At 72.2% G+C, this 22,745-nt stretch carries 20 protein-coding genes; 7 read left to right on the forward strand and 13 right to left on the reverse strand.

Annotated elements, in window-relative coordinates; all coding sequences use genetic code 11:
* The first annotated feature begins 5 nt into the window (after positions 1-5).
* On the forward strand, positions 6-2,324 hold the full coding sequence (locus AB0230_RS09570) for a glycoside hydrolase family 3 N-terminal domain-containing protein (RefSeq protein WP_366375386.1): 2,319 nt from the start codon (positions 6-8) through the stop codon (positions 2,322-2,324).
* Between the two features lie 86 nt (positions 2,325-2,410).
* Here the strand turns inward: AB0230_RS09570 and AB0230_RS09575 are convergent, their stop codons facing one another.
* Complete coding sequence (locus AB0230_RS09575) at positions 2,411-3,193, reverse strand: alpha/beta fold hydrolase (protein WP_315995189.1); 783 nt, start codon at positions 3,191-3,193, stop codon at positions 2,411-2,413.
* 234 nt (positions 3,194-3,427) lie between these two features.
* On the opposite strand from AB0230_RS09575, the gene dgt reads away from it, so the two are divergent.
* A complete protein-coding gene (gene dgt, locus AB0230_RS09580; protein ID WP_366375388.1) occupies positions 3,428-4,978 on the forward strand; it encodes a dGTP triphosphohydrolase in 1,551 nt (516 codons plus the stop codon).
* The gene (locus tag AB0230_RS09585; protein WP_366375390.1) at positions 4,975-5,505 is read left to right on the forward strand and encodes a hypothetical protein; all 531 of its coding nucleotides are present in this window, start codon (positions 4,975-4,977) and stop codon (positions 5,503-5,505) included. The genes dgt and AB0230_RS09585 overlap by 4 nt, the downstream gene beginning before the upstream one ends.
* A gap of 30 nt (positions 5,506-5,535) precedes the next feature.
* Here the strand turns inward: AB0230_RS09585 and AB0230_RS09590 are convergent, their stop codons facing one another.
* Both AB0230_RS09590 and AB0230_RS09595 read right to left on the reverse strand, forming a co-directional pair.
* On the reverse strand, positions 5,536-6,030 hold the full coding sequence (locus AB0230_RS09590) for a hypothetical protein (RefSeq protein ID WP_366375392.1): 495 nt from the start codon (positions 6,028-6,030) through the stop codon (positions 5,536-5,538).
* A 260-nt stretch (positions 6,031-6,290) separates the two neighbouring features.
* Positions 6,291-7,358 carry an SDR family oxidoreductase gene (locus AB0230_RS09595; RefSeq protein ID WP_366375394.1) on the reverse strand — a complete coding sequence of 356 codons (1,068 nt, stop codon included), beginning with the start codon at positions 7,356-7,358 and terminating at the stop codon, positions 6,291-6,293.
* Between the two features lie 104 nt (positions 7,359-7,462).
* Between AB0230_RS09595 and AB0230_RS09600 the strand changes: the two genes are divergently transcribed.
* A complete protein-coding gene (locus tag AB0230_RS09600) occupies positions 7,463-7,972 on the forward strand; it encodes a hypothetical protein (RefSeq protein ID WP_363391012.1) in 510 nt (169 codons plus the stop codon).
* Between the two features lie 300 nt (positions 7,973-8,272).
* Here the strand turns inward: AB0230_RS09600 and araA are convergent, their stop codons facing one another.
* The 4 genes from araA to AB0230_RS09620 form a co-directional block, all read right to left on the reverse strand.
* Entirely contained in the window at positions 8,273-9,784 is a 1,512-nt protein-coding gene (gene araA / locus AB0230_RS09605) for an L-arabinose isomerase (RefSeq protein ID WP_366375397.1), read from the reverse strand.
* 20 nt (positions 9,785-9,804) lie between these two features.
* Complete coding sequence (locus tag AB0230_RS09610) at positions 9,805-11,448, reverse strand: FGGY-family carbohydrate kinase (RefSeq protein WP_366375399.1); 1,644 nt, start codon at positions 11,446-11,448, stop codon at positions 9,805-9,807.
* Positions 11,445-12,161: an L-ribulose-5-phosphate 4-epimerase gene (locus AB0230_RS09615; RefSeq protein ID WP_315995196.1), complete on the reverse strand. Its 717-nt coding sequence runs from the start codon at positions 12,159-12,161 to the stop codon at positions 11,445-11,447. The genes AB0230_RS09610 and AB0230_RS09615 overlap by 4 nt, the downstream gene beginning before the upstream one ends.
* A 243-nt stretch (positions 12,162-12,404) precedes the next feature.
* Positions 12,405-13,388, reverse strand: coding sequence for a LacI family DNA-binding transcriptional regulator (locus AB0230_RS09620; protein ID WP_363391021.1), 984 nt, complete (start codon positions 13,386-13,388; stop codon positions 12,405-12,407).
* A gap of 66 nt (positions 13,389-13,454) precedes the next feature.
* Here AB0230_RS09620 and AB0230_RS09625 point away from each other — a divergent pair, with 66 nt between their 5' ends.
* Positions 13,455-14,189 (forward strand): hypothetical protein, encoded by a 735-nt coding sequence (locus AB0230_RS09625; RefSeq protein ID WP_363391024.1) that lies wholly within the window; start codon positions 13,455-13,457, stop codon positions 14,187-14,189.
* Between the two features lie 13 nt (positions 14,190-14,202).
* On the opposite strand, the gene AB0230_RS09630 is transcribed toward AB0230_RS09625, so the two are convergent.
* From AB0230_RS09630 to AB0230_RS09650, 5 genes are all read right to left on the reverse strand, one after another.
* Entirely contained in the window at positions 14,203-14,349 is a 147-nt protein-coding gene (locus AB0230_RS09630) for a hypothetical protein (RefSeq protein ID WP_366375402.1), read from the reverse strand.
* 167 nt (positions 14,350-14,516) lie between these two features.
* The gene (gene xylB / locus AB0230_RS09635) at positions 14,517-15,911 is read right to left on the reverse strand and encodes a xylulokinase (RefSeq protein WP_366375404.1); all 1,395 of its coding nucleotides are present in this window, start codon (positions 15,909-15,911) and stop codon (positions 14,517-14,519) included.
* Positions 15,912-16,054: 143 nt separating this feature from the next.
* Positions 16,055-17,242, reverse strand: coding sequence for a xylose isomerase (xylA, locus tag AB0230_RS09640; protein WP_279366134.1), 1,188 nt, complete (start codon positions 17,240-17,242; stop codon positions 16,055-16,057).
* Between the two features lie 102 nt (positions 17,243-17,344).
* Entirely contained in the window at positions 17,345-18,241 is an 897-nt protein-coding gene (locus tag AB0230_RS09645) for an alpha/beta hydrolase (protein WP_366375406.1), read from the reverse strand.
* Positions 18,242-18,408: 167 nt separating this feature from the next.
* Positions 18,409-18,894: a glutathione peroxidase gene (locus tag AB0230_RS09650; protein ID WP_363391037.1), complete on the reverse strand. Its 486-nt coding sequence runs from the start codon at positions 18,892-18,894 to the stop codon at positions 18,409-18,411.
* Between the two features lie 210 nt (positions 18,895-19,104).
* On the opposite strand from AB0230_RS09650, the gene AB0230_RS09655 reads away from it, so the two are divergent.
* Together AB0230_RS09655 and AB0230_RS09660 are read left to right on the forward strand one after the other, a co-directional pair.
* Positions 19,105-20,265: an ROK family transcriptional regulator gene (locus tag AB0230_RS09655; RefSeq protein WP_363578223.1), complete on the forward strand. Its 1,161-nt coding sequence runs from the start codon at positions 19,105-19,107 to the stop codon at positions 20,263-20,265.
* Positions 20,266-20,365: 100 nt separating this feature from the next.
* Positions 20,366-21,613 carry a D-arabinono-1,4-lactone oxidase gene (locus AB0230_RS09660; RefSeq protein ID WP_363578222.1) on the forward strand — a complete coding sequence of 416 codons (1,248 nt, stop codon included), beginning with the start codon at positions 20,366-20,368 and terminating at the stop codon, positions 21,611-21,613.
* Between the two features lie 229 nt (positions 21,614-21,842).
* Here the strand turns inward: AB0230_RS09660 and AB0230_RS09665 are convergent, their stop codons facing one another.
* Positions 21,843-22,571 (reverse strand): SDR family oxidoreductase, encoded by a 729-nt coding sequence (locus AB0230_RS09665; protein ID WP_315995205.1) that lies wholly within the window; start codon positions 22,569-22,571, stop codon positions 21,843-21,845.
* Positions 22,572-22,745: the final 174 nt, after the last annotated feature.

The raw sequence follows: 22,745 nt of genomic DNA on the forward strand, positions 1-22,745 counted from the left end.
CGATCATGACCATCCACACGACCGACGTCGGCGCTGCCCTCGAATCCGGGGTGTCCGCGCGCGTGCGGGACCTCGTCGCCGACATGACCCTCGATGAGAAGCTCGCGCAACTCGTCGGCTACTGGGTCGACCAGGGCGACGAGGTCGTCGCCCCCCTCTCCGGTGAGAAGGTCACCACCACGGCCTACACGGATGCCACCGTGCACGGCCTCGGGCACCTGACACGCGTCTACGGCACGCGCCCGGTCGATCCGATCGAGCGGGCGGCGTGGCTGTGGGGCGAGCAGCGGCGCCTGCAGACCGAGACGCGGTTGGGCATCCCCGCCCTCGTGCACGAGGAGTGCCTGACCGGATTCGCGGCGTGGAAGGCCGCGACCTTCCCGACCCCGCTCGCCTGGGGCGCCTCGTTCGATCCGGATGCCGTGGAGCTCATGGCATCCGCCATCGGCCGCTCGATGCGCGAGCTCGGCGTGCACCAGGGCCTCGCCCCCGTGCTCGACGTCGTTCGCGACGCCCGGTGGGGACGCGTCGACGAGTGCATCGCGGAAGACCCCTACGTGGTCGGCACGATCGGCACGGCCTTCGTCCGCGGGCTCCAGGACGCCGGCGTGCACGCGACGCTCAAGCACTTCGTCGGGTACTCCGCCTCGCGCGCCGGGCGCAACCACGCCCCCGTCTCGGTCGGACAGCGCGAGCTGCAGGACGTGTTCCTCCCGCCGTTCGAGATGGCCGTGCGCGACGGAGGGGTGCGCAGCGTCATGAACTCGTACACCGAGATCGACGGTGTCCCCGTGGCCTCGTCGCGCGAGCTGCTCACCGACCTCCTCCGCCGCCGGTGGGGCTTCGACGGCACGGTCGTGTCGGACTACTTCGCCGTGGAGTTCCTGCGCTCGATGCACGGCATCGCCGCCGATCGCGCGGAGGCGGCCCAGCTCGCGCTCGAGGCCGGGATCGACGTGGAGCTGCCGGGGCCCGACGCCTATCCGTACCTCGCCGAGCGGGTGGCATCCGGAGCCCTTTCCGAGGCGGTCGTCGATCGCGCCGTCGCCCGTGTGCTCGCCGAGAAGGAGGACCTCGGCCTCCTGGATGCCGACTTCTCCGCGCCCCCGCAGAGCATCGACCTCGACGACGCCGCGCACCGCGCGCTCGCCCGCCGCCTCGCGGAGGAGTCGGTCGTGCTGCTGCGCAACGACGGGGTGCTGCCGCTGCGCGCACCGGGTCGGGTGGCGCTGATCGGTCCGAACGCCGACAGCACCGACGCGCTGATGGGCTGCTACTCCTTCGCGAACCACGTGCTCGCGCACCACCCGGGGGTGCCGCTCGGATTCTCCCTGCCGACGGTGCGCGACGCCCTCACCGAGCGCTTCGGCGAGGTCGCGTACGCTCCCGGCTGTGCCGTCGAGGGCTCCGACACCGCCGGCTTCGCCGCGGCCGTCGCCGCCGCCCGGGATGCCGACGTCGCGATCGTCGTCGTGGGCGACCGCGCGGGCCTGTTCGGACGCGGGACCGTCGGCGAGGGCAACGACGCCGACTCCCTCGAGCTGCCCGGCGTGCAGCGGCAGCTCGTCGAGGCGGTCGTGGCCACCGGCACCCCCGTGGTGCTCGTGCTGCTCACCGGCCGACCGTACGCACTCGACTGGGCGCTCGATGGGGCCGAGGCTCCGGCGGCGGTGCTGCAGGCGTTCTTCCCCGGCGAAGAGGGCGCTCCCGCGCTGGCCGCACTCCTGACGGGGGATGCCACCCCCTCGGGCCGTCTGCCCGTCTCGCTCCCCCGCTCCGCCGGGTCGCAGCCGTACTCCTACCTGCACCCGCTGCTCGGCGGGCCGTCGGGGGTGACCAGCACGGATCCCACGCCCGTGCGGCCGTTCGGGTTCGGGTTGTCGTACACGTCGTTCCGCCGCGAGGGTCTCGCGGTCGACGGGGCGAGGGCATCCGCGACCGCCGAGGTGCGCGCGGGCGACACCTTCTGCGTCGCCGCGCGAGTGACGAACACCGGGGCGGTGCGCGGTGCCGACGTGGTGCAGGTCTACGCCCACCGGTCGGCGGCGAGCGTCACGCGGCCTCTCGCCCAGCTCGTCGCCTACGCGCGGGTCGAGCTCGAACCGGGCGAGAGCGCCGAGGTGCGCTTCACCGTGCCCGCGTCGCGTCTGGCCTACAGCGATCGTGCGCTGCGGCGGGTGGTCGAGGCGGGCGAGGTCGAGCTGCGGCTGGGGTCGTCGTGTGCGGACGTCGATGAGGCCGTGGCGCTGCGCATCACCGGGCCGACGTACGAGCTGGGCGCCGATGACGCACGGTTCGTCGAGGTCGAGGTGCGGCGGGGGTGAGGCGCGGTTGCGGCGCGAGGCGGATGGCCCCGTCTCGCGCCGCGAGGGAAAGCCGGCTGCCCGAGACGGTTGCGTGATCCGCTGGGTCAGCTGGTGCGGTCGAGGATGAGTCGTGTCGCTTCGCGAGGAGCATCCCACTGGGGGAAATGGCCGCACCGTTCGAACCAATGGAGCGAGGCGTCCGGGAACAGTCGCGCGGCGCGATCAGCCTGTTTCGGCACCGTCACCAGATCGCGCCGGCCCCACCCGATCGTGACCCGACCGGGTGCCGTCCCCGCGGGGGCGCCCTGTTGCAGGGGACCCTTGGTGAGGGCGTCCATCGCGGCTCCGACCGACGGGGAATCGGCCAGTCCGCGCACGTCCGGCAGTACGGTTTCGCGCGAGAGGGCCCAGGGTCGCGCCGACAGCTGCGCCAGCAGCAGCGTCCTCCCCACGGGGGTACCGAGCAAGGCCGGCAGAGCGCCGCGCAATGCGCGGACCAGCACGATCGACGGCCGCAGCGTGGCGGCGAAGACCGCACGCTCGCGGGGACTCCAGAAGCCGCCGGGGTCCAGAGCCACGGTGTCCCCGCCGACTCCCCTCCGCGCGAGCTCGAGCACGATTCGTCCACCCATCGACTGGCCGACGGTGGAGACTCCGTTCAGTCCGTGCTCGCGGATGAAGTCCGCGACGGAATCGGTCAGCGTGGCGATGGAGACGTCACCGGACAGTGGCGGCGTCTCACCGAACCCCGGCAGGTCGACGGCGATGACCTCGCGGTGCCGGGCCAGGTCGTCGAGGATCGGAGCCCAGGATCGCCAGCCCGCGCCCAGGCCGTGCACCAGCAGCAGAGGACTGCCCGTCCCGCGTCGGATATGGTTCAGCGTCACACGTGCAACGCTAACCCGGGCAGCTTCCCCGTGGCGGGCGGCCCAGACGATTGCGTCGGTCAGCAGGGAGGCGTATAACCCGGCACTGCGTGACTCCATCCTCGGTCGTGCCGCGTCGGGCCGGATCGCCTCGATCGTCGCGCCCGCGCCGAACCCGTGCCGTCAACGGGAACGAAGGAGCAGACACCGCGCGTTACCGTGGACACACGTCGTCGACGCCCCGAGAGGACCACCGTGCTCCCCGACCAGATCACTCCCCCGGCAGACACCGCGCGCCTGGGGCACGGGACCGCCGATCAGGATGCCGTCGTCGGCAACGCGGCATCCCGGGTGTTCGCCGACCACGACGACGCCCGCGCCGACCCCTGGTCCATCGACCTCGAGCGCATCCAGTTCTCGCCGTATTTCTCGCGCCTGTCGGCGGTGACCCAGGTGGTGTCGCCGTCGATCTCGGGCGCCCCGGTGCACAACCGCCTCACCCACACCCTCAAGGTGAGCGCGATCGCGCGCGTCGTCGCTCTGCAGCTCAACACGATCTCGCGCCGGGCCGGCGAGGGCGACGTCTGCAACGCCACCGTCGTCGAGGCGGCGGCCTACGCGCACGACCTCGGTCACCCGCCCTTCGGCCACCTCGGGGAGTCGACCCTCAACCGCCTCGCGCGCGAGGAGCTCGGACTCCCCGACGGGTTCGAGGGCAACGCGCAGACCTATCGCATCCTCGTCTCGCTCGACGTGGTCGAGAACGCCCCGCGCGGACTCAACCTCACCGCCGCCGTGCGCGCGGCCTCGGCGAAGTACCCCTGGGCACCGTCGGTCGCGGCCGACGACGTCGAGCGCATCGGTCCTCCGCGCGGTATCCGTCGCTCCCCCGACGGCGCGTATCGCGTGCACAAGTACTCCGCGTACGACCTCGACCTCGCCGATCTCGACGAGGCCCGACAGGGAGTGGATGCCGAGCCCCTCCGGCAGAGCATCGAGGGGGCCGTGATGGACCTCGCCGACGACATCGCCTACTCGGTGCACGACGTCGACGACTTCTATCGCGCCGGCATCCTGGATCATGCCCCGATCGCGGCGGAGTTCCGCGGCTGGCTCGACGACGTGCTGGAGTGGCGCGCCCGTGACGACGACGAGGTGCGCGCCGAGCTCGCGCCGGGCGCGGGCCTGGAGCGCCTGCGTCGCAAGATGCGCCGCGACGACCCGTGGATCGCCGACGACGAGGCCTTCCTCGCCGCCGTCAGCGACGTGGATGCCGAGATGGTCACCGACCTGCTCGCCCGCCCGTTCGACGGCTCCCTGACGGCGGAGCGGCGGCTCGCCGCCTTCACCGACCGCTGGATCCGCCGGTTCCAGGAGTCGGCGCGCCTGCGCCCCCTCGACACGCCCCGCGCGGGACCCGTCGTGCTGTCGCCGTGGGCCTGGCATCACGTCGAGGTGTTGAAGTTCGTGCACAAGCGCTTCGTGCTCAGCCGCCCCGATCTGGCGATCCAGCAGCGCGGAATGAGTCGCATCCTCGCCCGCTCCGTGCGCGCCCTCGGCGAGTGGCTCGACGACGACCTCGACCGCGCGCGCACGCCGCGGCGCCTGCGCGAGCTCATCGCCCTGGCACGCGAGCAGTACTCCGCCCTGCCCGCGGAGCACCGGCCGGCGGATGCCGAGCGCCTCGCCCGATCGCGTGGGATCGTCGACTACGTGGCATCCCTCACCGATGCACAGGCCTTCGCGCTGTCGGAGGCCATCTCGGGGCGCGCCGACCGGCTGTGGGCGCTGGGGCAGCGCCTGTGACGGAGGAAGTGATCTTCGACGGCCCGATGCATGTGCACTACGGCTTCATCTGGTTGCACCCGGAGGAGCGGTACGACGAGTTCGTTTCCGGCAGACCGTTCGCGGGGCAGGAGAACGGGCTCTGCGGCGCGGCGATCCCGGGGCTGCTCGACCTGCGGACGGGGCTTCACACCGGCTCCGTTCCCGTGCGCGTCGTCCTCGCCGACAGCGAACCCCCGCTCGGCGACGCGGAGGACATCGTCGAGGTGTCCTACCGCCCCGACCAGCCGGTGCTGTGGTTCGGGGGTTTCGACGGAGGGGACGAGATCACGCTGCCGGTCGACGCGTACCGCGCGCGATGGTCGGCGACGGCGATGGACGCCGGCAGAGATGTCGACACCGTCCTCGAAGAGGAGACGGCACCCGACAGCTACGAACTCTGCTTCTGGCCGGATGCCGAGACTCACCCCGACAGGATCGTGCGCGTGGGCAGCAAGACCGCCGCTTACTGGCACAGCACGACGACCTCTGACGGCCCGGCGGACTGACGGCGCCGCACGGGCACCCCGACGCTCCGCTCAGCCGAGGGAGCTGCCCGTCATCTCGGCCCACTGACGGGGCGTCTTCGCCTGCAACCAGGTGGTGAACGCGGAGAAGCCCCGGTACACGCTCATCACCTCGAAGAGCGTGCGCCCGCGCGCGTCCCTCCCCCGCAGCCGTCCCGACATGAGCGCCGCGAGCTCGGCGATGTCGGATGCCGGCACGACCCGTGCGCGGCGTCGCCCCGAACGGACGACGAGGTGGTCCCCGAACACGAGGACGCGCGCTCTGCCCAACGACAGGGCGAAGAAGAAGATGATCGCGCCGAGACCGCCCAGTGTGGTCAGCCACACGGTGACGCCGATGTACGCCAGACGATCCTGCTCGATGATCTCCGACGCGGCGAGCACCACGGCCCCGACCATGAACAGGATGCCGATCCACCGGGCGACCAGGTGCTGCGACGGATACCTCTGCACGACGAAGAGCGGTTCCGCCGAGGAGCGTTCCACGGCATCCTCAGGTTGCGACATTGTTCTCCGATGCACGGGCCGGGTGGCGCGGTTACGGGCCGTGAACAGACCCCGGACCATCGAATCATGCGCGCACGCTCCGACAGAGCGCGGCGGGCGAGCGTGGTGCCTCCCCGCGGTGGGGGGCGGGTCCTGTCACGCCGCCGTCATCGCCGGCTTCGCCGTGCGCGAGGGCATCGAGGCGTGGCGGGGCGACGTGTGCGCGACGTCGGCTGGAACGGTGTCGAGGACGCCGCCCCGGCCGACGACCGCGACGAGGCTCAGGGGATGAGGCGTGCCGCGCGGTAGCGCTCGAACAGGCGGCTGAAGGAGTCGCGCGTGCGGTGGTGCTCGGTGAAACCGGCGAGGCGGCTCTTCGACATATCGGTCATCACCTCGATCTCGCGTCCGAGGTCGGCGTCGGTGTGCCACCACGAGGCCACCCGGGTGATGTCGGGCTCGACGAGACCGTGCTGCGCGACGATCTCGGCCCAGACGGGCGCGGCCTCCGCCATCTGCTGCTCGAAGGGCCGCGGCTCGGTGTCGAAGCCCTCGGCCGCCACGCCCAGGTCGGCCGCGATCCGCGGCCACATCCACCGCCACCGGAAGACGTCGCCATTGGCGGTGTTGAACGCCTCGTCGGCACCCTCGGGGTGGGTCGATGCCCACACCATCTGGGCGGCAAGCAGGTCGGCATCCGTCACGTCCGTCAGACCGTTCCACTGCGTCTCACTCCCCGGGAAGACCAGGGGCCTGTCGAGGTGCCGGCTGATGGCGGCCGCCACGGCGATCGTGAGGCCCATGTTCATCGCGTTGCCGACCGCGTGGCCGAGCACGGTGTGGGAACGGTGCACCGACCAGGTGAAGCCCTGCCGCTCCGCCGCGGCGAACAGCTCGTCCTCCTGCGCGTAGTAGAAGTTGTCGACGTCGAGTCGGGGCTCGTCCTCGTGGAAGGGGGTGTCGGGCATGGCGCCCTGGCCGTAGGCCTCGAAGGGACCGAGGTAGTGCTTGAGTCCCGTCATGAGCGCGACGTGGCGCACCGGGGCGTCGGCGAGAGCGGCGAGCAGGTCGCGGACCATTCCGCCGTTGACGGCGATGTTCTCCGCCTCGGTGTCCTGTCGCGACCACGCCGTGAAGAACACGTGGGTGAGGGGGACGCCGTCGAGGGCGGATGCCAACGAACCCGGCGACCGCAGGTCGGCAGACCGCCACGTGACCCCGGGCCGCTCCGCGCCGGGCCGCCGCGAGAGCGCCGTCACCTCCCAGCCGTCGCCGGAGAGACGGTCGAGCAGGGCGCCGCCGGCGATGCCGGTCGCGCCGACCACGAGAGCGTGTGAGGTGTGAGACAAGACGAGCCTTCCATCGGTTCGGGTGAACCGTCCGCAACGACCGGCGACGCGGCGGTATTCCGCCCCCGCGCGTCGTCTCATCGCCCCGCCGATACGGTGGGGCGATGAGACGACGCGCGATGGCCGCCTGCGCCACGACGGTTCTGCTCGGCATCCTCGTCGGGTGCGCGTCGGCCCCGCCGCCGCAGCGCGCGCTCGGATATGGCTACCCGGGCACGTGTCTCCCCGATCAGCTCAGGTGGCCGACCGATTTCCTGGAGTCCCTTCCGGGGGAGTCGACGGGCACCGTCGTGGGTCTGCGGCTCGAGTACCTCGATGAGAAGTGGGCCTGGCGCGTACGCAGCGTGACCGGGAACGACCCGGCCCGCGGCGAGGAGGCCCTGCTCGACGTGCAGACGCTCGAGAAGCGCGCGTCGCACGAGGTCGACCTCACCGATGCCGAGCAGAGAGCCGATGCCCCCTCCGCATGGGCCGCAGCGCAGCAATCGGGCGAGACGTACCCCAGCCCCCTCATCATCGACATGAAACGGATCGTCGACGACGGTGCTCCCGCGTGGCAGGTCACGACGTGCGACACCGAGACGAGCGCGCAGGCGAAAGTGATCGTCCGATGAGGAAGCCGGGGGCGTTCTCGATCTCGCGCCCACGAACCCCTCACAGACGGGGCACGCGCCATCACGAGTGGGACACGGGTCCCCGTCGACCGGATGCCACCGCCCGTCGCCCGCAGACCACGGCGGTGCCCGCGCTGAACGCAGAGATGCCCCGGAACCGCCGCAGCCCACCGCTGCGGAGATTCCGGGGCACGGTCCGCGCGCCGGTCGAGCCGGTGCGCGGCACGCGCCCCGAGAGAGCGAGGCGCGCGAGTGCCGCACCGCCCCCGGATCGGCGGAGGATCCGAGGACGGCGGGGTCTTACAGGCCCTGGGCCAGGCGGTAGTACGCCTGGTTCCAGCGCAGCTCGCTCTGGAAACCGCGGACCGTCGTGTCGTCGTCGATGACGACGAGCTCGGTCTTGGCGATCTCGGCGAAGTCGCGGAACACCTCGATGCCCACGGCCGTGGTCATGACGGTGTGGTGCGCGGCTCCCGCGGCGAGCCAGCATCCGGCCGAGGTGGCGAAGTCGGGCGCGGGCTTCCACACGGCGCGGCCGACGGGGAGCTTGGGCAGGTCGGGGGCGTCGACGTTCTCGACGACGTTGGCGACCAGGCGGAAGCGGTCGCGCATGTCGCTCATCGCGACGACGAGAGCGGGGCCCGCGTCGGCGGTGAAGACCAGGCGCACCGGGTCGTCCTTGCCGCCGATGCCGAGCTCGTGGATCTCGAGGCGCGGCTTCTTCGTGGTGAGCGAGGGCGAGACCTCGAGCATGTGCGCGCCGAGGATGCGCTCGGAGCCGGGGACGAGGTCGTAGGTGTAGTCCTCCATGAGCGAGGCGCCGCCGGGCAGGCCCGCGCCCATGACGTTCGCGACGCGCACGAGGATCGCCGTCTTCCAGTCGCCCTCGGCACCGAAGCCGTACCCCTCGGCCATGAGGCGCTGCACCGCGAGACCGGGCAGCTGCTTCAGGGCGCCGAGGTCTTCGAACGACGTGGTGAAGGCGCCGAAGCCGCCCTCCTCGAGGAACGAGCGCAGGCCCAGCTCGATCGCCGCGCCGTCGCGCAGCGACTGGTGGCGCGCACCGCCGGGGAGCAGTTCGTCGACGACGTCGTAGCTGTCGACGTACTCCTGCACGAGCGCGTCGATGTCGGCATCCGACGCCTTCTCCACGGCCTCGACGAGCTCGTTGACGCCCCACGTGTTGACCTGCACGCCGAAGCGCAGTTCCGCCTCGGTCTTGTCGCCCTCGGTGACCGCGACGAAACGCATGTTGTCGCCGAAGCGCGCGAGCTTGAGGGTGCGGGCGGCGGTCCAACCGGCGGCGGCGCGCTCCCAGTCTTCGATCTGCTGGCGCACGGCCGGGTTCGACACGTGACCGACGACGGTCTTGCGCGACACACCGAGGCGCGTCTGGATGTACCCGAACTCGCGGTCGCCGTGCGCGGCCTGGTTGAGGTTCATGAAGTCGAAGTCGATGTCGTTCCACGGCAGCTCGACGTTGGCCTGCGTGTGCAGGTGCAGCAGCGGCTTCTGCAGGGCGTCGAGGCCGGAGATCCACATCTTGGCCGGGCTGAAGGTGTGCATCCACGCGATGACGCCGATGACGTCGTCGCGGCCGTTGATCTCCAGCGCCATGCGGCGGATGCTGTCGGAGTCCTTCAGTACGGGCTTCCAGACGACCTTCACCGGCAGGCCGTTCAAGCCCTCGACGACGGCCTGCGACTGCTCGGCGACCTGCTTCAGGGTCTCTTCGCCGTAGAGATTCTGGCTGCCGGTGACGAACCAGACCTCGTAGCCGTCGAGGTCGTTCTTGAGCTTCGTGCGGGTCATGACTGTTCCTTTTCGAGTGTTCAGAGGGATGCCACGGCGGCGGCCTCGACGGCGAGGCCTGCGCGGTAGCGGTCGAGGTAGGACGCGAAGCCGGCCACGTCGGCCGGCTCGGGGTCGGCGGTGAGGATCGGGGCGGTGGCGAAGACCGTCTCGCGCAGCCACTGGTCGAGGTCGCGGCCGGAGTCGTCGGCGACGTAGGCGGCCAGCACGGCCATGCCCCACGCGCCGCCTTCCGAGGCGGTCTCGGCGACCGCGACCGGGGCGTCGAGGGCCGCCGCGAGGAAGCGCTGCGCGACGCCGGCCGTGCGGAACATGCCGCCGTGCGCGTACATGCGGTCGAGCTGCACCCCCTCCCCGTGCAGCACATCCATGCCGAGCGCGAGCGTCCCGAAGACGCCGTAGAGCTGCGCGCGCATGAAGTTCGGCAGGGTCAGGCGGCTGTCGGGCGTGCGCACGACGAGCGGGCGCCCCTCGTCGAGACCCGCGATGGGCTCACCGGCGAGGTGGTTGTAGGCCAACAGCCCGCCGGCGTCGGGTTCACCCTCGAGCGCGGCGGAGAAGAGCGCCGCGTACGTGGCATCCGGGGTCTGGGGCGCGCCCGCCGCGGCGGAGAACGCGGTGAACATGTTCGCCCAGGCGGCCAGCTCGCTCGCGCCGTTGTTGCAGTGCACCATCGCGACCGCGTCGCCCGAGGGCGTCGTGACGAGGTCGAGCTCGTGGTGCACCTCGCTGAGCGGGCGCTCGAGCACGACCATCGCGAAGATGCTCGTGCCGGCGCTGACGTTGCCGGTGCGGGGAGCGACGGCGCAGGTCGCGACCATGCCGGTGCCCGCGTCGCCCTCGGGCGGGGCGAACGGGATGCCGGGACGCAGGGTTCCGGTCGGATCGAGCAGGGCCGCGCCCTCGTCGGTGAGGTTCCCGGCGGCGGTACCCGCGACGAGCACGCGTGGCAGAAGGTCGTTCAGCGCGGGGACGCGTCCGGCAGCCAGGCCGTCGTAGCGGGCGACCAGGGCGGCGTCGTAGTCGCGCGTCGCGGAGTCGATCGGGAACATGCCCGAGGCGTCTCCCACGCCCAGCACCTTCTCGCCCGTCAGCGTCCAATGCACGTACCCGGCGAGGGTGGTGAGGAAGCGGATCTCGGGCACGTGGGGCTCGGCATCCACGACCGCCTGGTGCAGGTGGGCGATCGACCAGCGGAGTGGGATGTTCACGCCCAGGAGCTCGGTGAGTTCGGCCGCCGCCACACCGGTGTTGGTGTTGCGCCAGGTGCGGAAGGGAGCGAGCAGCTCGCCGTCGGCGTCGAACGCGAGGTAGCCGTGCATCATCGCCGAGACGCCCATCGCGGCGTAGCGCTCGGGGGTGACGCCGTACTGCTGCTGCACGTTCTGGACCAGCTCGGCGTAGGCGGCCTGGAGGCCCGCCCAGACGGCATCCAGGGAGTAGGTCCAGAGCTTGTCGGCGTAGACGTTCTCCCACTCGTGGGAGCCGGTGGCGAGCACCTCGGCATCGGGGCCGATGAGGCAGGCCTTGATGCGGGTGGAGCCGAGCTCGATGCCGAGGCTGGCCCGGCCTTCGGTGATGGATGCCGCGGTGTCGGCGCCGACGGCCCGGGCGCCGGTGGTCGCGGATCCGGTGCCCGCGGTGTCGGGGTTCTGCGCGTTCATCGGCGGTCGTCCGTGCTCTGTCCGTAGACGTTCTGGTAGCGGTTGTAGAGGGCGTCGATCTTGTCCTGCGGGATCGGGATGAGGGGGCCGGCCTCGCGCGCGATGTGCACGGTGCGGGCGACGTCCTCGAGCATGACCGCGGCCTTGACGGCGTCCTTCGCGTTCGTGCCGATCGTGAAGGGGCCGTGGTTCTGCATGATGACGCCGCGCGAGCGGTGGCCGCGCAGGGTCTCGACGATGCCGCGGCCGATCGAGTCGTCGCCGATGATCGCGAAGGGGCCGACCGGGATGGGGCCGCCGAACTCGTCGGCCATGGCCGTGATGACGCAGGGGATCTCCTCGCCGCGAGCCGCCCAGGCGACGCCGTAGGTGGAGTGCGTGTGGACGACTCCGCCGACCTCGGGCATGTTCCGGTACACGTAGGCGTGCGCGGCGGTGTCGCTCGAGGGGCTCCGCTCACTGCCCGGGGTGCCCGGGATCGCGTTGCCGTCGAGGTCGCAGAGGATCATGTTCTCGGGGGCGAGGTCGTCGTACGAGACACCCGACGGCTTGATGACGAACAGGTCGGCGCCGGGAACGCGGCCCGAGACGTTGCCGCCGGTCCAGACGATGAGGTTGTAGCGCACGAGCTCGGCGTGCAGCTTCGCGACGTCGACGCGGAGGGCGTCGATCGCCTCCTGCACCTCGGGCGCGAACGGGGCGGCTTCGGACACGCGGGTCTCCTTCGACTCTGTCGGTGGCGGATTGCGCCTGTCATGTTACCGGTAACATCCCCCGGTGGCGAGCCCTCCTGCCCGTCGACCGGCCGGGCCCGCCCCTCGTGGGCTCCCCGCGGCTCCCCGGTCCGGGCGCGGTTCTCGCTGCAGGGCGGAGAACCTGCGCCCTGACGAGAGGAGCGCGCCCCGAACCGCCGTGAAGACGGATGCCGGTGCGACACGCCTCCCGGCGCGCGGCGATCAGCGCGGGGCCGCCCCGCGCGGCGCGGCTGTCGAGGCCCGCGGCACCAGGACGGGGTCGGCCGGCGGCTCGGCGACCTCGCCGAGCACGGTCGCCACGGCCTCCGCGGCCTCGCCCTCGACGTCGAGACGCACCGTGGTGAGCGCGGGCGTGTAGAACGCGGCATCCGGGTTGTCGTCGAAGCCGGCGACCGAGACGTCGCCGGGAACGGCGAGCCCCCGCTCGACCAGCCCCGCGACGAGGCCGAGAGCCATCTGGTCGTTCGCGACGGCGACCGCGGTCGCGCCCGCGCGGACGAGGTCGGCGACGGCGCCGGCGATCGCGGATCCGGACGCGGCGCTCCAGTCCCCCTCGACGCAGCCGTCGCGCTCGACGCCTCGACGATGCAGCGCGTCGGCGACGCCCCGGGTACGCGCGCGCGCCTCGCGCCAGTCGGCGGGACCGGCGACCTCCACGATCCGGCGGTGGCCGAGGTCGACCAGATGATCGACGACGAGCGCGGCCGCGGCGCGCTGGCGCGACCCGGACTCGCCGTACAGCGGCACGAGCGGCACGTCGTAGCCCTCGAGCGAGGTCGCACCGTGGGCGGCGACCAGCACGATGCCGTCGACGCCCTGGTCGAGCAGGTGGCGCACCGCGGCGTCGATGTCGGCCGGGTCGTCGGAGTCGGTGTACGCGGTCGAGATCCAGCGCCCCCGCCCTCGCGCCGCCCTCTCGAGCGCCGCGATCCCCGCCGACGGCCCGTGCAGGACGGCGTCGGACGCCACGACCCCCACGGTGCGCGTCTGGCTCGTGCCGAGAGCGCGGGCGGCGTTGTTCACGCGGTAGTCGAGGGCGGCGACCGCGTCGAGCACGCGTTCGCGAGTGACGTCGCGGATACCGGGGTAGCCGTTCAGCACCCGCGAGACCGTCTGCGTCGAGACGCCCGCCGCTGCCGCGACCTCGCGGACGCCGATGCGTTTCGCCCCGGTGTCGCCGCTCATGGTGACTCACAGTAGCGGCGCGCAACCCCCTCGGCGTGCACCGGGTTCGTGAGGTGCTCTCGGAGCGTGACCACGACCACCGGCATCCCGTCCGTCCGCCGATCGCCGCTCGCGCGCGCGATCGGGTCGGCTCTGTCCGCGGCCTTCGGCCTCCTGCAACGAGTGAGGCACCCCCGTCCGATCCACAGCCGTGGCGTGGTGCTGAGCGGAGAGATGCGGTGGATCCCGGGGGCCGCACCCTCCGGCATCGCCTTCATCGACGACGCCCCGGGCAGTCCGGTCCGGGTCGTCGCCCGCGTCTCGCGATCGCTCGGGCTGCCCGCGCCTCTGCCCGACATCATCGGTCTCGCGCTGAGGATCGACGTCGACGGCACCGCCTGCGACCTCGAGCTCGCCTCCACGGGGTGGAACGTGCCCGGGCGCTTCCTGCTGCTGCCGCACCGTCGGCCGGAGCGCGCCCGCCTGGGGACGCTGCTGCCGTACCGCGGACCGCGCGGACCCGTCGTGCTGATCGCCCGGACGCGGCGGGGGCGTCCCCCGGCGACCGATCCGCGAGAGCTGCCCGGGCACGACGACTCCGCCTGGACGCTCACCGTCGCTCATGCCACTCCGGCGGGCCCGTGGCATCCGTTCGCCGTCCTCGAGCTGCGACGGGATGCCGACCAGGACGACCACGGTCTGCGCTTCGACACGGTCCGGCGGCCGATCCCGGGCGCTCGGGCATACCGCTGGGTGAGCGCGCTCCGTCAGCCGTCGTACGAGCGGGTGCAGCCGGCGGAAGGCGCCGCCCGGACGCCGTGACCGCCGCGCCCCCTCAGCCCGCCGCCGCCGGGATGTACCGCGGCAGCCCGCCGATCTCGCCCGCGCGGGCCCAGGTCATCCCCTCGACCTCGACGAGGAGCTCCGCGTCGTCGACGTCGACGTCGCGCTGGAAGGCCGGGGACTCGAGTCGGATGCGCACCGTGCGGCGACGCTAGGGCGCCTCAGGCCGAGGCGGTGAGGGTCTTGACGCACGACACCGGGAGCGCTCCCGTGAAGAACCCGCCGACGCCCCCCTTACAAGGCGTCGACGGGTCCGGTCCTACTCTGACGTATTCCGGCCGCCCGAATCCACTGCGGATCGCGCGATCAGCTCTCCTGGGCGCGCAGGGCCGCCACCGCGTCGTAGCGCGCCCGGATCTGCGGGCGGTGGTCGGGCTCGACGGCCCGGGTCGTGGCCACCGTCCACTCGACCGGTCCACCCGCCCGCACGCCCGCGGCCTGGCGCGCCGCACCGAGCGCGACGTACTCCCCCGCCGCCGGCACGACGATCTCGGCGTCGAAAACCTGCGCGGCGATGCGCGCCACCCCGTCGTTGGCCGCCGCCCCGCCGATCAGCAGCACGCGGCGCACCTCGACGCCCTGCGCCTGGATCGCCTCGAGACCCACGGCCAGGCCGCTGAGCATCCCCTCGATCGCCGCGCGCGCGAGCGTCGGACGGTTCGTGGATGCCAGGGTCAGGCCGGTCAGCGAGGCCTGCGCGTTCGGCAGGTTCGGGGTGCGCTCGCCCTCGAACCACGGCACGAGCACCACGCCGTCGGCCCCCGGCTCGGCCTGCAGCGCCAGAGCGCCGAGCTCGTCGTGCGTGACGCCGAGCAGGCCCGCGAACGCGTCGAGCACGCGCGCGGCATTGAGGGTCGCGACCAGGGGGAGGAACTTCCCGGTCGCGTCGGCGAAGCCGGCGACCGTCCCGGTGGTGTCGCGACTCGGGGTGTCGGATACGGCGAACACCGTGCCCGACGTGCCGAGCGACACGACGACGTCGCCCACGCCCGCGCCGAGGCCGAGGGCCGCGCCGGCATTGTCCCCGGCGCCGGGGCCCACGAGAGCCCCGCCCGGCAGCGTCCCGGCGCTCTCCCACGGTCCCAGTACGCGCGGGCGCACCGCGTCGTGACCGAGGGCGCGCGCGAAGAGGTCATCGTCGTATCCGCCGGCGCCCCAGTACGCCGTGCCGGACGCGTCGGAGCGATCGGTGACCAGTTCTTCGAGCACCGCGTTGCCCGGACCGAACCCGCGAAGGCGCCAGGTGAGCCAATCGTGCGGCAACGCGACCGCGGCCACGCGCGCAGCGTTGTTAGGCTCGGCATCCCGCAGCCAGCGCAGCTTCGTGCCGGTGAACGAGGCGACCGGCACCGCGCCCGTGCGCTCGGCGAACTCGGCCGCGCCGACCTCGTCGATGAGGTCGCGTGCAGCCGGGGCCGACCGCGTGTCGTTCCAGAGCAGGGCGTCGCGGATGACGGCCCCCTCGGCATCCAGCACGACCATGCCGTGCTGCTGCCCGGCGATCGAGACCGCGGCGATGTCGTCGAGCCCGCCCGCTCGGGCGATGGCGTCCTGCAGCGCGATCCACCACGCCTCGGGGTCGACCGAGGTTCCGGCGGGGTGCGATGCGCGCCCCTCACGCACCACGCGCCCGGTCTCGGCGTCGACGACGACGACCTTGCACGACTGCGTCGACGAATCGACTCCCATGACGAGCGCCATGCTCACTCCCTCTGTTCGCGCCGCAGCGGTGCGGCATCCCGTTCAGTGTCCACGACACGCCGTGCCGCGCGGGGCGATGCGGCGTGTCGTGGACACTCGACGGAAAGGGGCCCGGATGCCGCGGCATCCAGGCCCCGCGGGGCTCAGCGCGCGCCGAGCAGGTGCTCGGTCGCGAGCTGCTGCAGGCGGACGAAGCCGAAGCCCTTGCCGCCGAGGTACGCGTCGGTGTCGAAGTCCTCGTAGGCCGAGCGGTCGGCGAGGAAGTCGTCGTAGGTCTCGCCCTCGTTGAGCGTCGGCTGCGCGAGCTCGGCGACCTTCGCGGCCTCCAGGGCCTCCTGCACCTCGGGGTCGGCGCGGAAGGCCGCGGCGCGCTCCTTGAGCAGCAGATAGGTGTTCATGTTGGCCGACACGGAGTCCCAGACACCGGTCTCGTCCTCGGTGCGCGAGGGCTTGTAGTCGAAGTGACGCGGGCCGTCGTAGGCGGGCACGCCGCCGGGGCCGCCGTTCTCGAGCAGATCGACGAGCGCGAAGGCGTTGTGCAGGTCGCCGTGGCCGAACACGAGGTCCTGGTCGTACTTGATGCCGCGCTGACCGTTGAGGTCGATGTGGAAGAGCTTGCCGTGGTACAGCGCCTGGGCGATGCCGGCGGCGAAGTTCAGTCCCGCCATCTGCTCGTGGCCGACCTCGGGGTTCAGGCCCACGAGCTCGGGGCGCTCGAGCGAGTCGATGAACGCGATCGCGTGTCCGAGGGTCGGCAGCAGGATGTCACCGCGGGGCTCGTTGGGCTTGGGCTCGATGGCGAAACGGATGTCGTAGCCCTTGTCGGTGACGTAGTCGCCGAGGAGGTTCACGGCCTCGCGGTAGCGCTCGAGCGCCTGACGGATGTCCTTCGCGGAGTCGTACTCGGCACCCTCGCGGCCACCCCACATGACGAACGTCTTCGCCCCGAGCTCGGCGGCGAGGTCGAGGTTGCGCAGCACCTTTCGCAGCGCGAAACGACGCACCTGGCGGTCGTTCGAGGTGAAGCCGCCGTCCTTGAAGACGGGGGCCGAGAAGAGGTTGGTGGTCACCATCGGCGTGACGATGCCGGTGTCGCTCATCGCGCCCTTGAGGCGGTCGATCTGCTTCTGGCGCTCAGCGTCGGTCGAGCCGAAGGCGAAGAGGTCGTCGTCGTGGAACGTCAGGCCGTAGGCGCCGAGCTCGGCGAGCTTCTCGACGACGTGCACGACGTCGAGGGGCTCACGCGTGGGGCCGCCGAACGGGTCGGTGCCGTTGTAGCCGACGGTCCAGAGTCCGAACGAGAACTTGTCATCGCGGGTGGGGGTGGGCATTCCTGCTCCTTCGCATGGAGACGCACGAGTGCGCGGTGACGCGCGCCGGGTTTGTTGGTGCTCACAACATATACCCCGGATGGCACGGAGTCCAGCCCCGCGTCAGTCGCCGAGCGCGGCATCCACCACCGAGAACACCGCGGGGTCCCAGGTCAGGGCGCGCTCCCACGGCAAGCCGAAGGCCTCGGCGAAGAAGATGCTGTGCACGTGGTCGCCGAACGAATGGCGTTCGACCTTCGGCAGCACCGTCGTGGGCACCTCGTCGGCACGGCCGCTCGTGAGCGACACGAGGCCGTCATGCGGCCACAGCTGCGCCGGCTCGCTCGCCGCCGAGAAGTAGCCCGCGCCGACCGCGGTGACCGGGATGCCGTCGAGCACCCCCGCCTGCGCGTCGTTCCAGCCGCGCAGGAACCGGCGCGAGACCTCGGCCGCCGCCCCCTGGGAGTTGGCATCGGCGTACGGACGCGCCTCGGCGAAGATCTGCCGCGTGGCGGGGTCGCCGTGCGCATCGGCCTCCGAGAGCTCGCCGTCGAGCAGGTCGCCCAGCACCGAGCCGTCCCACGGGGTGCCGAGGGTCACCAGATGCTCGATGCGCGGGCCGCCGCCCCCGAGCTCGCGGATCGCGGCGCGCGAGAACAGCCCGCCCATCGAGTGACCGACGAGGTCGACGCTCCCGACCTCCCGCTCGTCCGCGAGCCACCGCAGGAAGGCGGCGAGCGCCACCCCCGCGTCGTCGACACGACCGACCGCGTTGATCGTCACCCCGGCCGGCAGCACGACGGGAACGTCGTCGAAGCCCTGCCACCCGGCATCCTCCCGCACCTCCCCCGCACCGATGCGGGCGGGAGCGGTGAAGACCCGGATGCCGCGTGCCACGAAGTGCGCGCGCAGTGCGGTCATCGTGTTGCCCGCCGCGAGCCCCGCGGCCGCGGCGCGCTCGGGGTCGGTGTACGGGGTGACGGCGGCTCCGCCGGAAACGAGGACGACGGCATCGGCCATGACGGCTCCTTCGAAGGTCGGGTTCCCGGTCAGGATAGGGCAGCCGTCGGGCGCCGTTTCCCCCCTCGAGTGTCCAGGACACGCCGTGTCGGCCGAGGCGCGACAGCGTGTTCCGGACGCTCGACGAGGGGCGAGCGCGGGAGGGCGGGCGCCGGCGCAGGGCGCGGTCAGCGCGGGAGGGCGTCCTCGATCGCGGCGACGACCTCCGGCGCGTCGGGCAGGGTGCGCGGGCTGAACCGCGTCACCCGCCCGTCGGGGGCCACGACGAACTTCTCGAAGTTCCACGAGATGCGGCCGGTCTTGCCCTCGGCATCCGGGGTCGAGGTCAGCTCCTTGTACAGCGGGTGGGCGTTCCGGCCGTTGATCTTGACCTTCTCCGACATCGGGAAGGTGACGCCCCACGTGGCGGAGCAGTATTCGGCGATCTTGTCCTCATCGCCGAGCTCCTGAAGGAACTGGTTGCTGGGGAAGCCGATGACCGTGAACCCGCGGTCGGCGTACTTCTTGTGCAGCGCCTCGAGCGCCTCGTACTGCGGCGCGAGCCCGCACCGCGAGGCGACGTTGACCACGAGCGCCGCCTTGCCGTCGGTCAGGTCGCCGAAGGTCGTCTCGTCGCCGCGGATGGTCGTGATGGGGATGCCGGAGAGGTCCATGCGTCGATCCTGGCACCGCCCGCTTTGCCCGGGGTGGGAATGCGCGAGTCGCGACGATCGGGAGGTGGACGCCCTCGCCGGGGGAAGCGCCGCGCGCCGCCGCTCGCCCCTCGGGAGGGCGTGCACACGCGAAGTCGCGGCTCGCCGGGCTCCCGGGACGGACGAGAAGAGTGCCACGGTCGGACGCCGACGGCATGGCACAGTGGTCGGATGGTCACCGAGGGCACCCGCGGCGACGGCATGCGCCGCGCCAACCTGTCGCTGGTGCTGCGCACGGTGCACCGCCAGGGTCCGCGTTCCCGGGCCGCGCTCACCGAGGCAACGGGCCTGAATCGCTCCACGATCGCCGACCTCGTGGGCGACCTGCAGCGATCAGGACTCGTCGTCGAGCGCGCATCCGACGCGCAGGGACGCGTCGGTCGCCCCTCCCCCATCGTCGCGCCCGACCCGCGGGTGGTCGCGATCGCCGTCAACCCCGAGGTCGACGCCCTCGACCTCGGCGCGGTCGCCCTCGACGGCACGATCGTGGCGCGCGAGCGACTCGAGCAGACCGAACTGCTCACCCCCGAACGCACCGCCGAGCTGGTCGGCGCGCACCTCGCACGGTGGCGGGGCGACGTCCTCACCGACGCCCGCATCGTCGGGGTCGGCGTCGCGGTCCCGGGCCCCGTGCGCGCCTCCGACGGCGTCGTGCGCGAGGCTCCGCACCTCGGCTGGATCGACGCCCCGCTGCCCTCTCTCATGACGGATGCCACGGGCCTGCCCGCCCACGTCGGCAACGACGCCGCACTCGGCGCCCTCGCCGAGCACCTCTTCGGCGCCGCGCGCGGGGCGCACGACGTGGTCTACCTGAACGGCGGCGCGAGCGGGATCGGCGGCGCGGTGATCGTGGGCGGGGTGCCGCTGGGAGGCGCGGGAGGGTACGCCGGCGAGTTCGGGCAGAACCGTCCCGGCATCGTCGATCCCCGCGACCGCCGGGCGGTCGACGGCGTGCTCGAGGACGAGGTCAGTCGCGCGCTCCTGCTCGCGGCGGTCGGGCTCGACAGCGCCGACGAGGCGACGCTCTCCGCGGCTCTGGGCTCCGCCGACGATCCGGCCGTTCGCGCGGAGATCGCGCGCCAGCGACGGATCCTCGCGACCGCTCTCGCGAACGCGGCGAACGTGATGAACCCGGCGGTGATCGTGCTCGGCGGCTTCCTCGCGACCCTGGCCGAGCTCGATCTGGCGGGACTCGACGACGCCGTGCGCGCGCAGACCCTGCCCGCGTGCGCAGAGGGTCTGCGCCTGGCGGCCGCGGAACTCGGCGAGGACCGCCTGCTCGTGGGCGCGGCCGAGGCCGTCTTCGAGGCCGCCCTGTTCCCCGCCCGTTGAGAACTCTGCACGGAACGAAACCCTTCCCGAAACCGTCCGCGCGGGCATCGACGTCGCGCGTCCGGGTCATGATGGGTGGGCGACGACGCGAGGAGACACGATGACCGAGACACGAGCCGCCGGAGCAACCTGGTCGGGCAATCACCACTATCGCGCCGCCGAGGTGCTGCTGCCCGCCGACGCGGGCGAGCTCGCCGAGGTCGTGGCATCCCGTCCGGCTCTGCGCGTGCAGGCGACGCGCCACACCTTCAACGACATCGCCGACGCCGACGGCGCCCTCGTGTCGCTCGAGCGGATGCCGACGCGCATCGACGTCACCGACGACCGCGTGCGCGTCGAGGGTCTCGTCACGTTCGCGCAGCTCGCCCCCGTGCTCGAGGCCGAGGGACGCGCCCTGCACAACCTCGGATCGCTCCCCCACATCTCGGTCGCCGGGGCCGCCGCCACCGGAACGCACGGGTCGGGCATGGGCAACGGCAACCTCTCGAGCGCCGTCACGGCCCTCGAGATTATGGATGCCGACGGCCGCACGCACCACATCGACCGGGGCCACCCGTGGTTCGGGGCCGCGGCCCTGGGGCTCGGCGCCTTCGGCGTCGTCACGGCCGTCGAGCTGCGCACCGTCCCGTCGTACACGGTCGTGCAGCAGGCGTTCACGGGCGTCGCCTGGGACGACCTCGTGTCCGATCCGGCGACGGTGTTCGGCGGTTCGCGCAGCGTGAGCGTGTTCACGACGTGGGGAGACCCGGCCGACGACCTCGTGTGGGCCAAGAGCGACACCGGGGCGCCGACGTGGGTCGAGGAACTCGGGGGCCGCGCGGTCGGGGACGACCTGCACCTCGGGCGCATCCGCACGCTCGACAACACCACCGAGCGCGGAACCCCGGGGCCGTGGCACACCCGTCTGCCGCACTTCCGCGCCGACGCGCTACCCAGCGACGGCGACGAGATCCAATCGGAGTACTTCGTGCCGATCACGGCGGCCGCCGAGGCACTGGCGGCCGTGCGCGCGATCACCCCCGCCTTCGACGCCCACCTGCTGGTGACCGAGCTGCGCACGGTGGCCGCCGACGGTCTCTGGCTCAGCCCGGCATTCGAGCGCGACGTGCTCGCGATCCACTTCACCTGGCGCAACGACACCGACGGCGTACTCGGGGTGCTGCCGCACATCGAGCGGGCCCTGGCGCCCTTCGACGTGCGTCCGCACTGGGGGAAGGCGTTCACGATGCCCGGCGAGGCGGTGCGCGCGACGCTGCCCCGAACCGAGGACTTCCTCGCCGCGGCGCGCGAGGCGGACCCGCGCGGGGTCTTCCGCAACGCCTACCTGGAGCGCACGCTCGGCCTGTGACCACGGGCGGGCGAAGGTCCCTGAGCCCGGCGAAGGGACCGCAACCCCCGGAGGCTTCGACAGGCCCAGCCTCCTCGCGTCACCACCGCGAACCCAGGTCCCCGAGCCCGGCGAAGGGACCGCAACCCCCGGAGGCTTCGGCATGCTCAGCCTCCTCGCGTCGCGACCTCCGCGCGCCGAGACCGCGAAGCGGCGCCGCCCACCGCGGCGCCGCTCCGTGGCATCCGGATCAGCGGCTGGAGTAGCCGCCGTCGATCGGGAGCGAGACGCCGGAGATCATGCCGGCCCCGTCGCTGAGCAGGAAGACGATCGGGGCGGCGATGTCGTCCTCGGTCGCCCACTTGTGCAGCGGCATGGCCTCGAGGAAGGGGCCCTCGATGTCGGGACGACCCCAGTACCAGGCCGACATCGGCGTCATGACGACCGTGGGGTTCACGCTGTTGACCCGGATGCCGTAGCCGCCGAGTTCGAGGGCGGACACGCGCGTGATGTTGTCGAGGGCCGCCTTCGACGAACCGTACGAGATGTGTCCGGTGAGGGCGACGAGGCTCGCCTGGCTCGAGACGTTGACGATCGCGCCACCCTTGCCGACGCGGATCATCTCGCGCGAGGCGTACTTGGTCACCAGCAGCGAGCCGCGGGCGTTGATGCTCATGACCTTGTCGAACACGTCGATGTCGGTCTCCATGGGTGTCGCGATCTCGCCGCCCCACCCGCCGCAGTTCACGACGCCGTAGAGGTCTCGGCCCTCGATCGCGGAGCGGATCTCGTCCTCGGATTCGAGGTCGAACACGACGGGCTCGGCTCCGGTCTCGGCGGCGATCGCCTCGACGCTGTCAGCCGTGCGGCCGGCGGCGAGCACGGTGGCGCCGGCGGCGACGAGGTGTCGCACGGTCGCCCCGCCGATACCGCCACCGGCTCCGGTGACGAGGATGGTGCGGTCGGTGAATTCGGTCATGGGAGGGCTCTTTCGCGGGTCCTGAGGGCGGGGACGACGGCGGTGTCGTCGCGGCCCATGATAACCACAGAATCCCGCGGATGACTTCGGTGTCATGACGAATTGATCACGGGTGTTGACACCGGTGTCACGGTGGGCTTACCGTAACCAACGTTCGACCGGTGGACAGCTCCA

It is taken from the genome of Microbacterium sp. NPDC089190 (assembly GCF_040701795.1).
Classification (GTDB): domain Bacteria; phylum Actinomycetota; class Actinomycetes; order Actinomycetales; family Microbacteriaceae; genus Microbacterium; species Microbacterium galbum.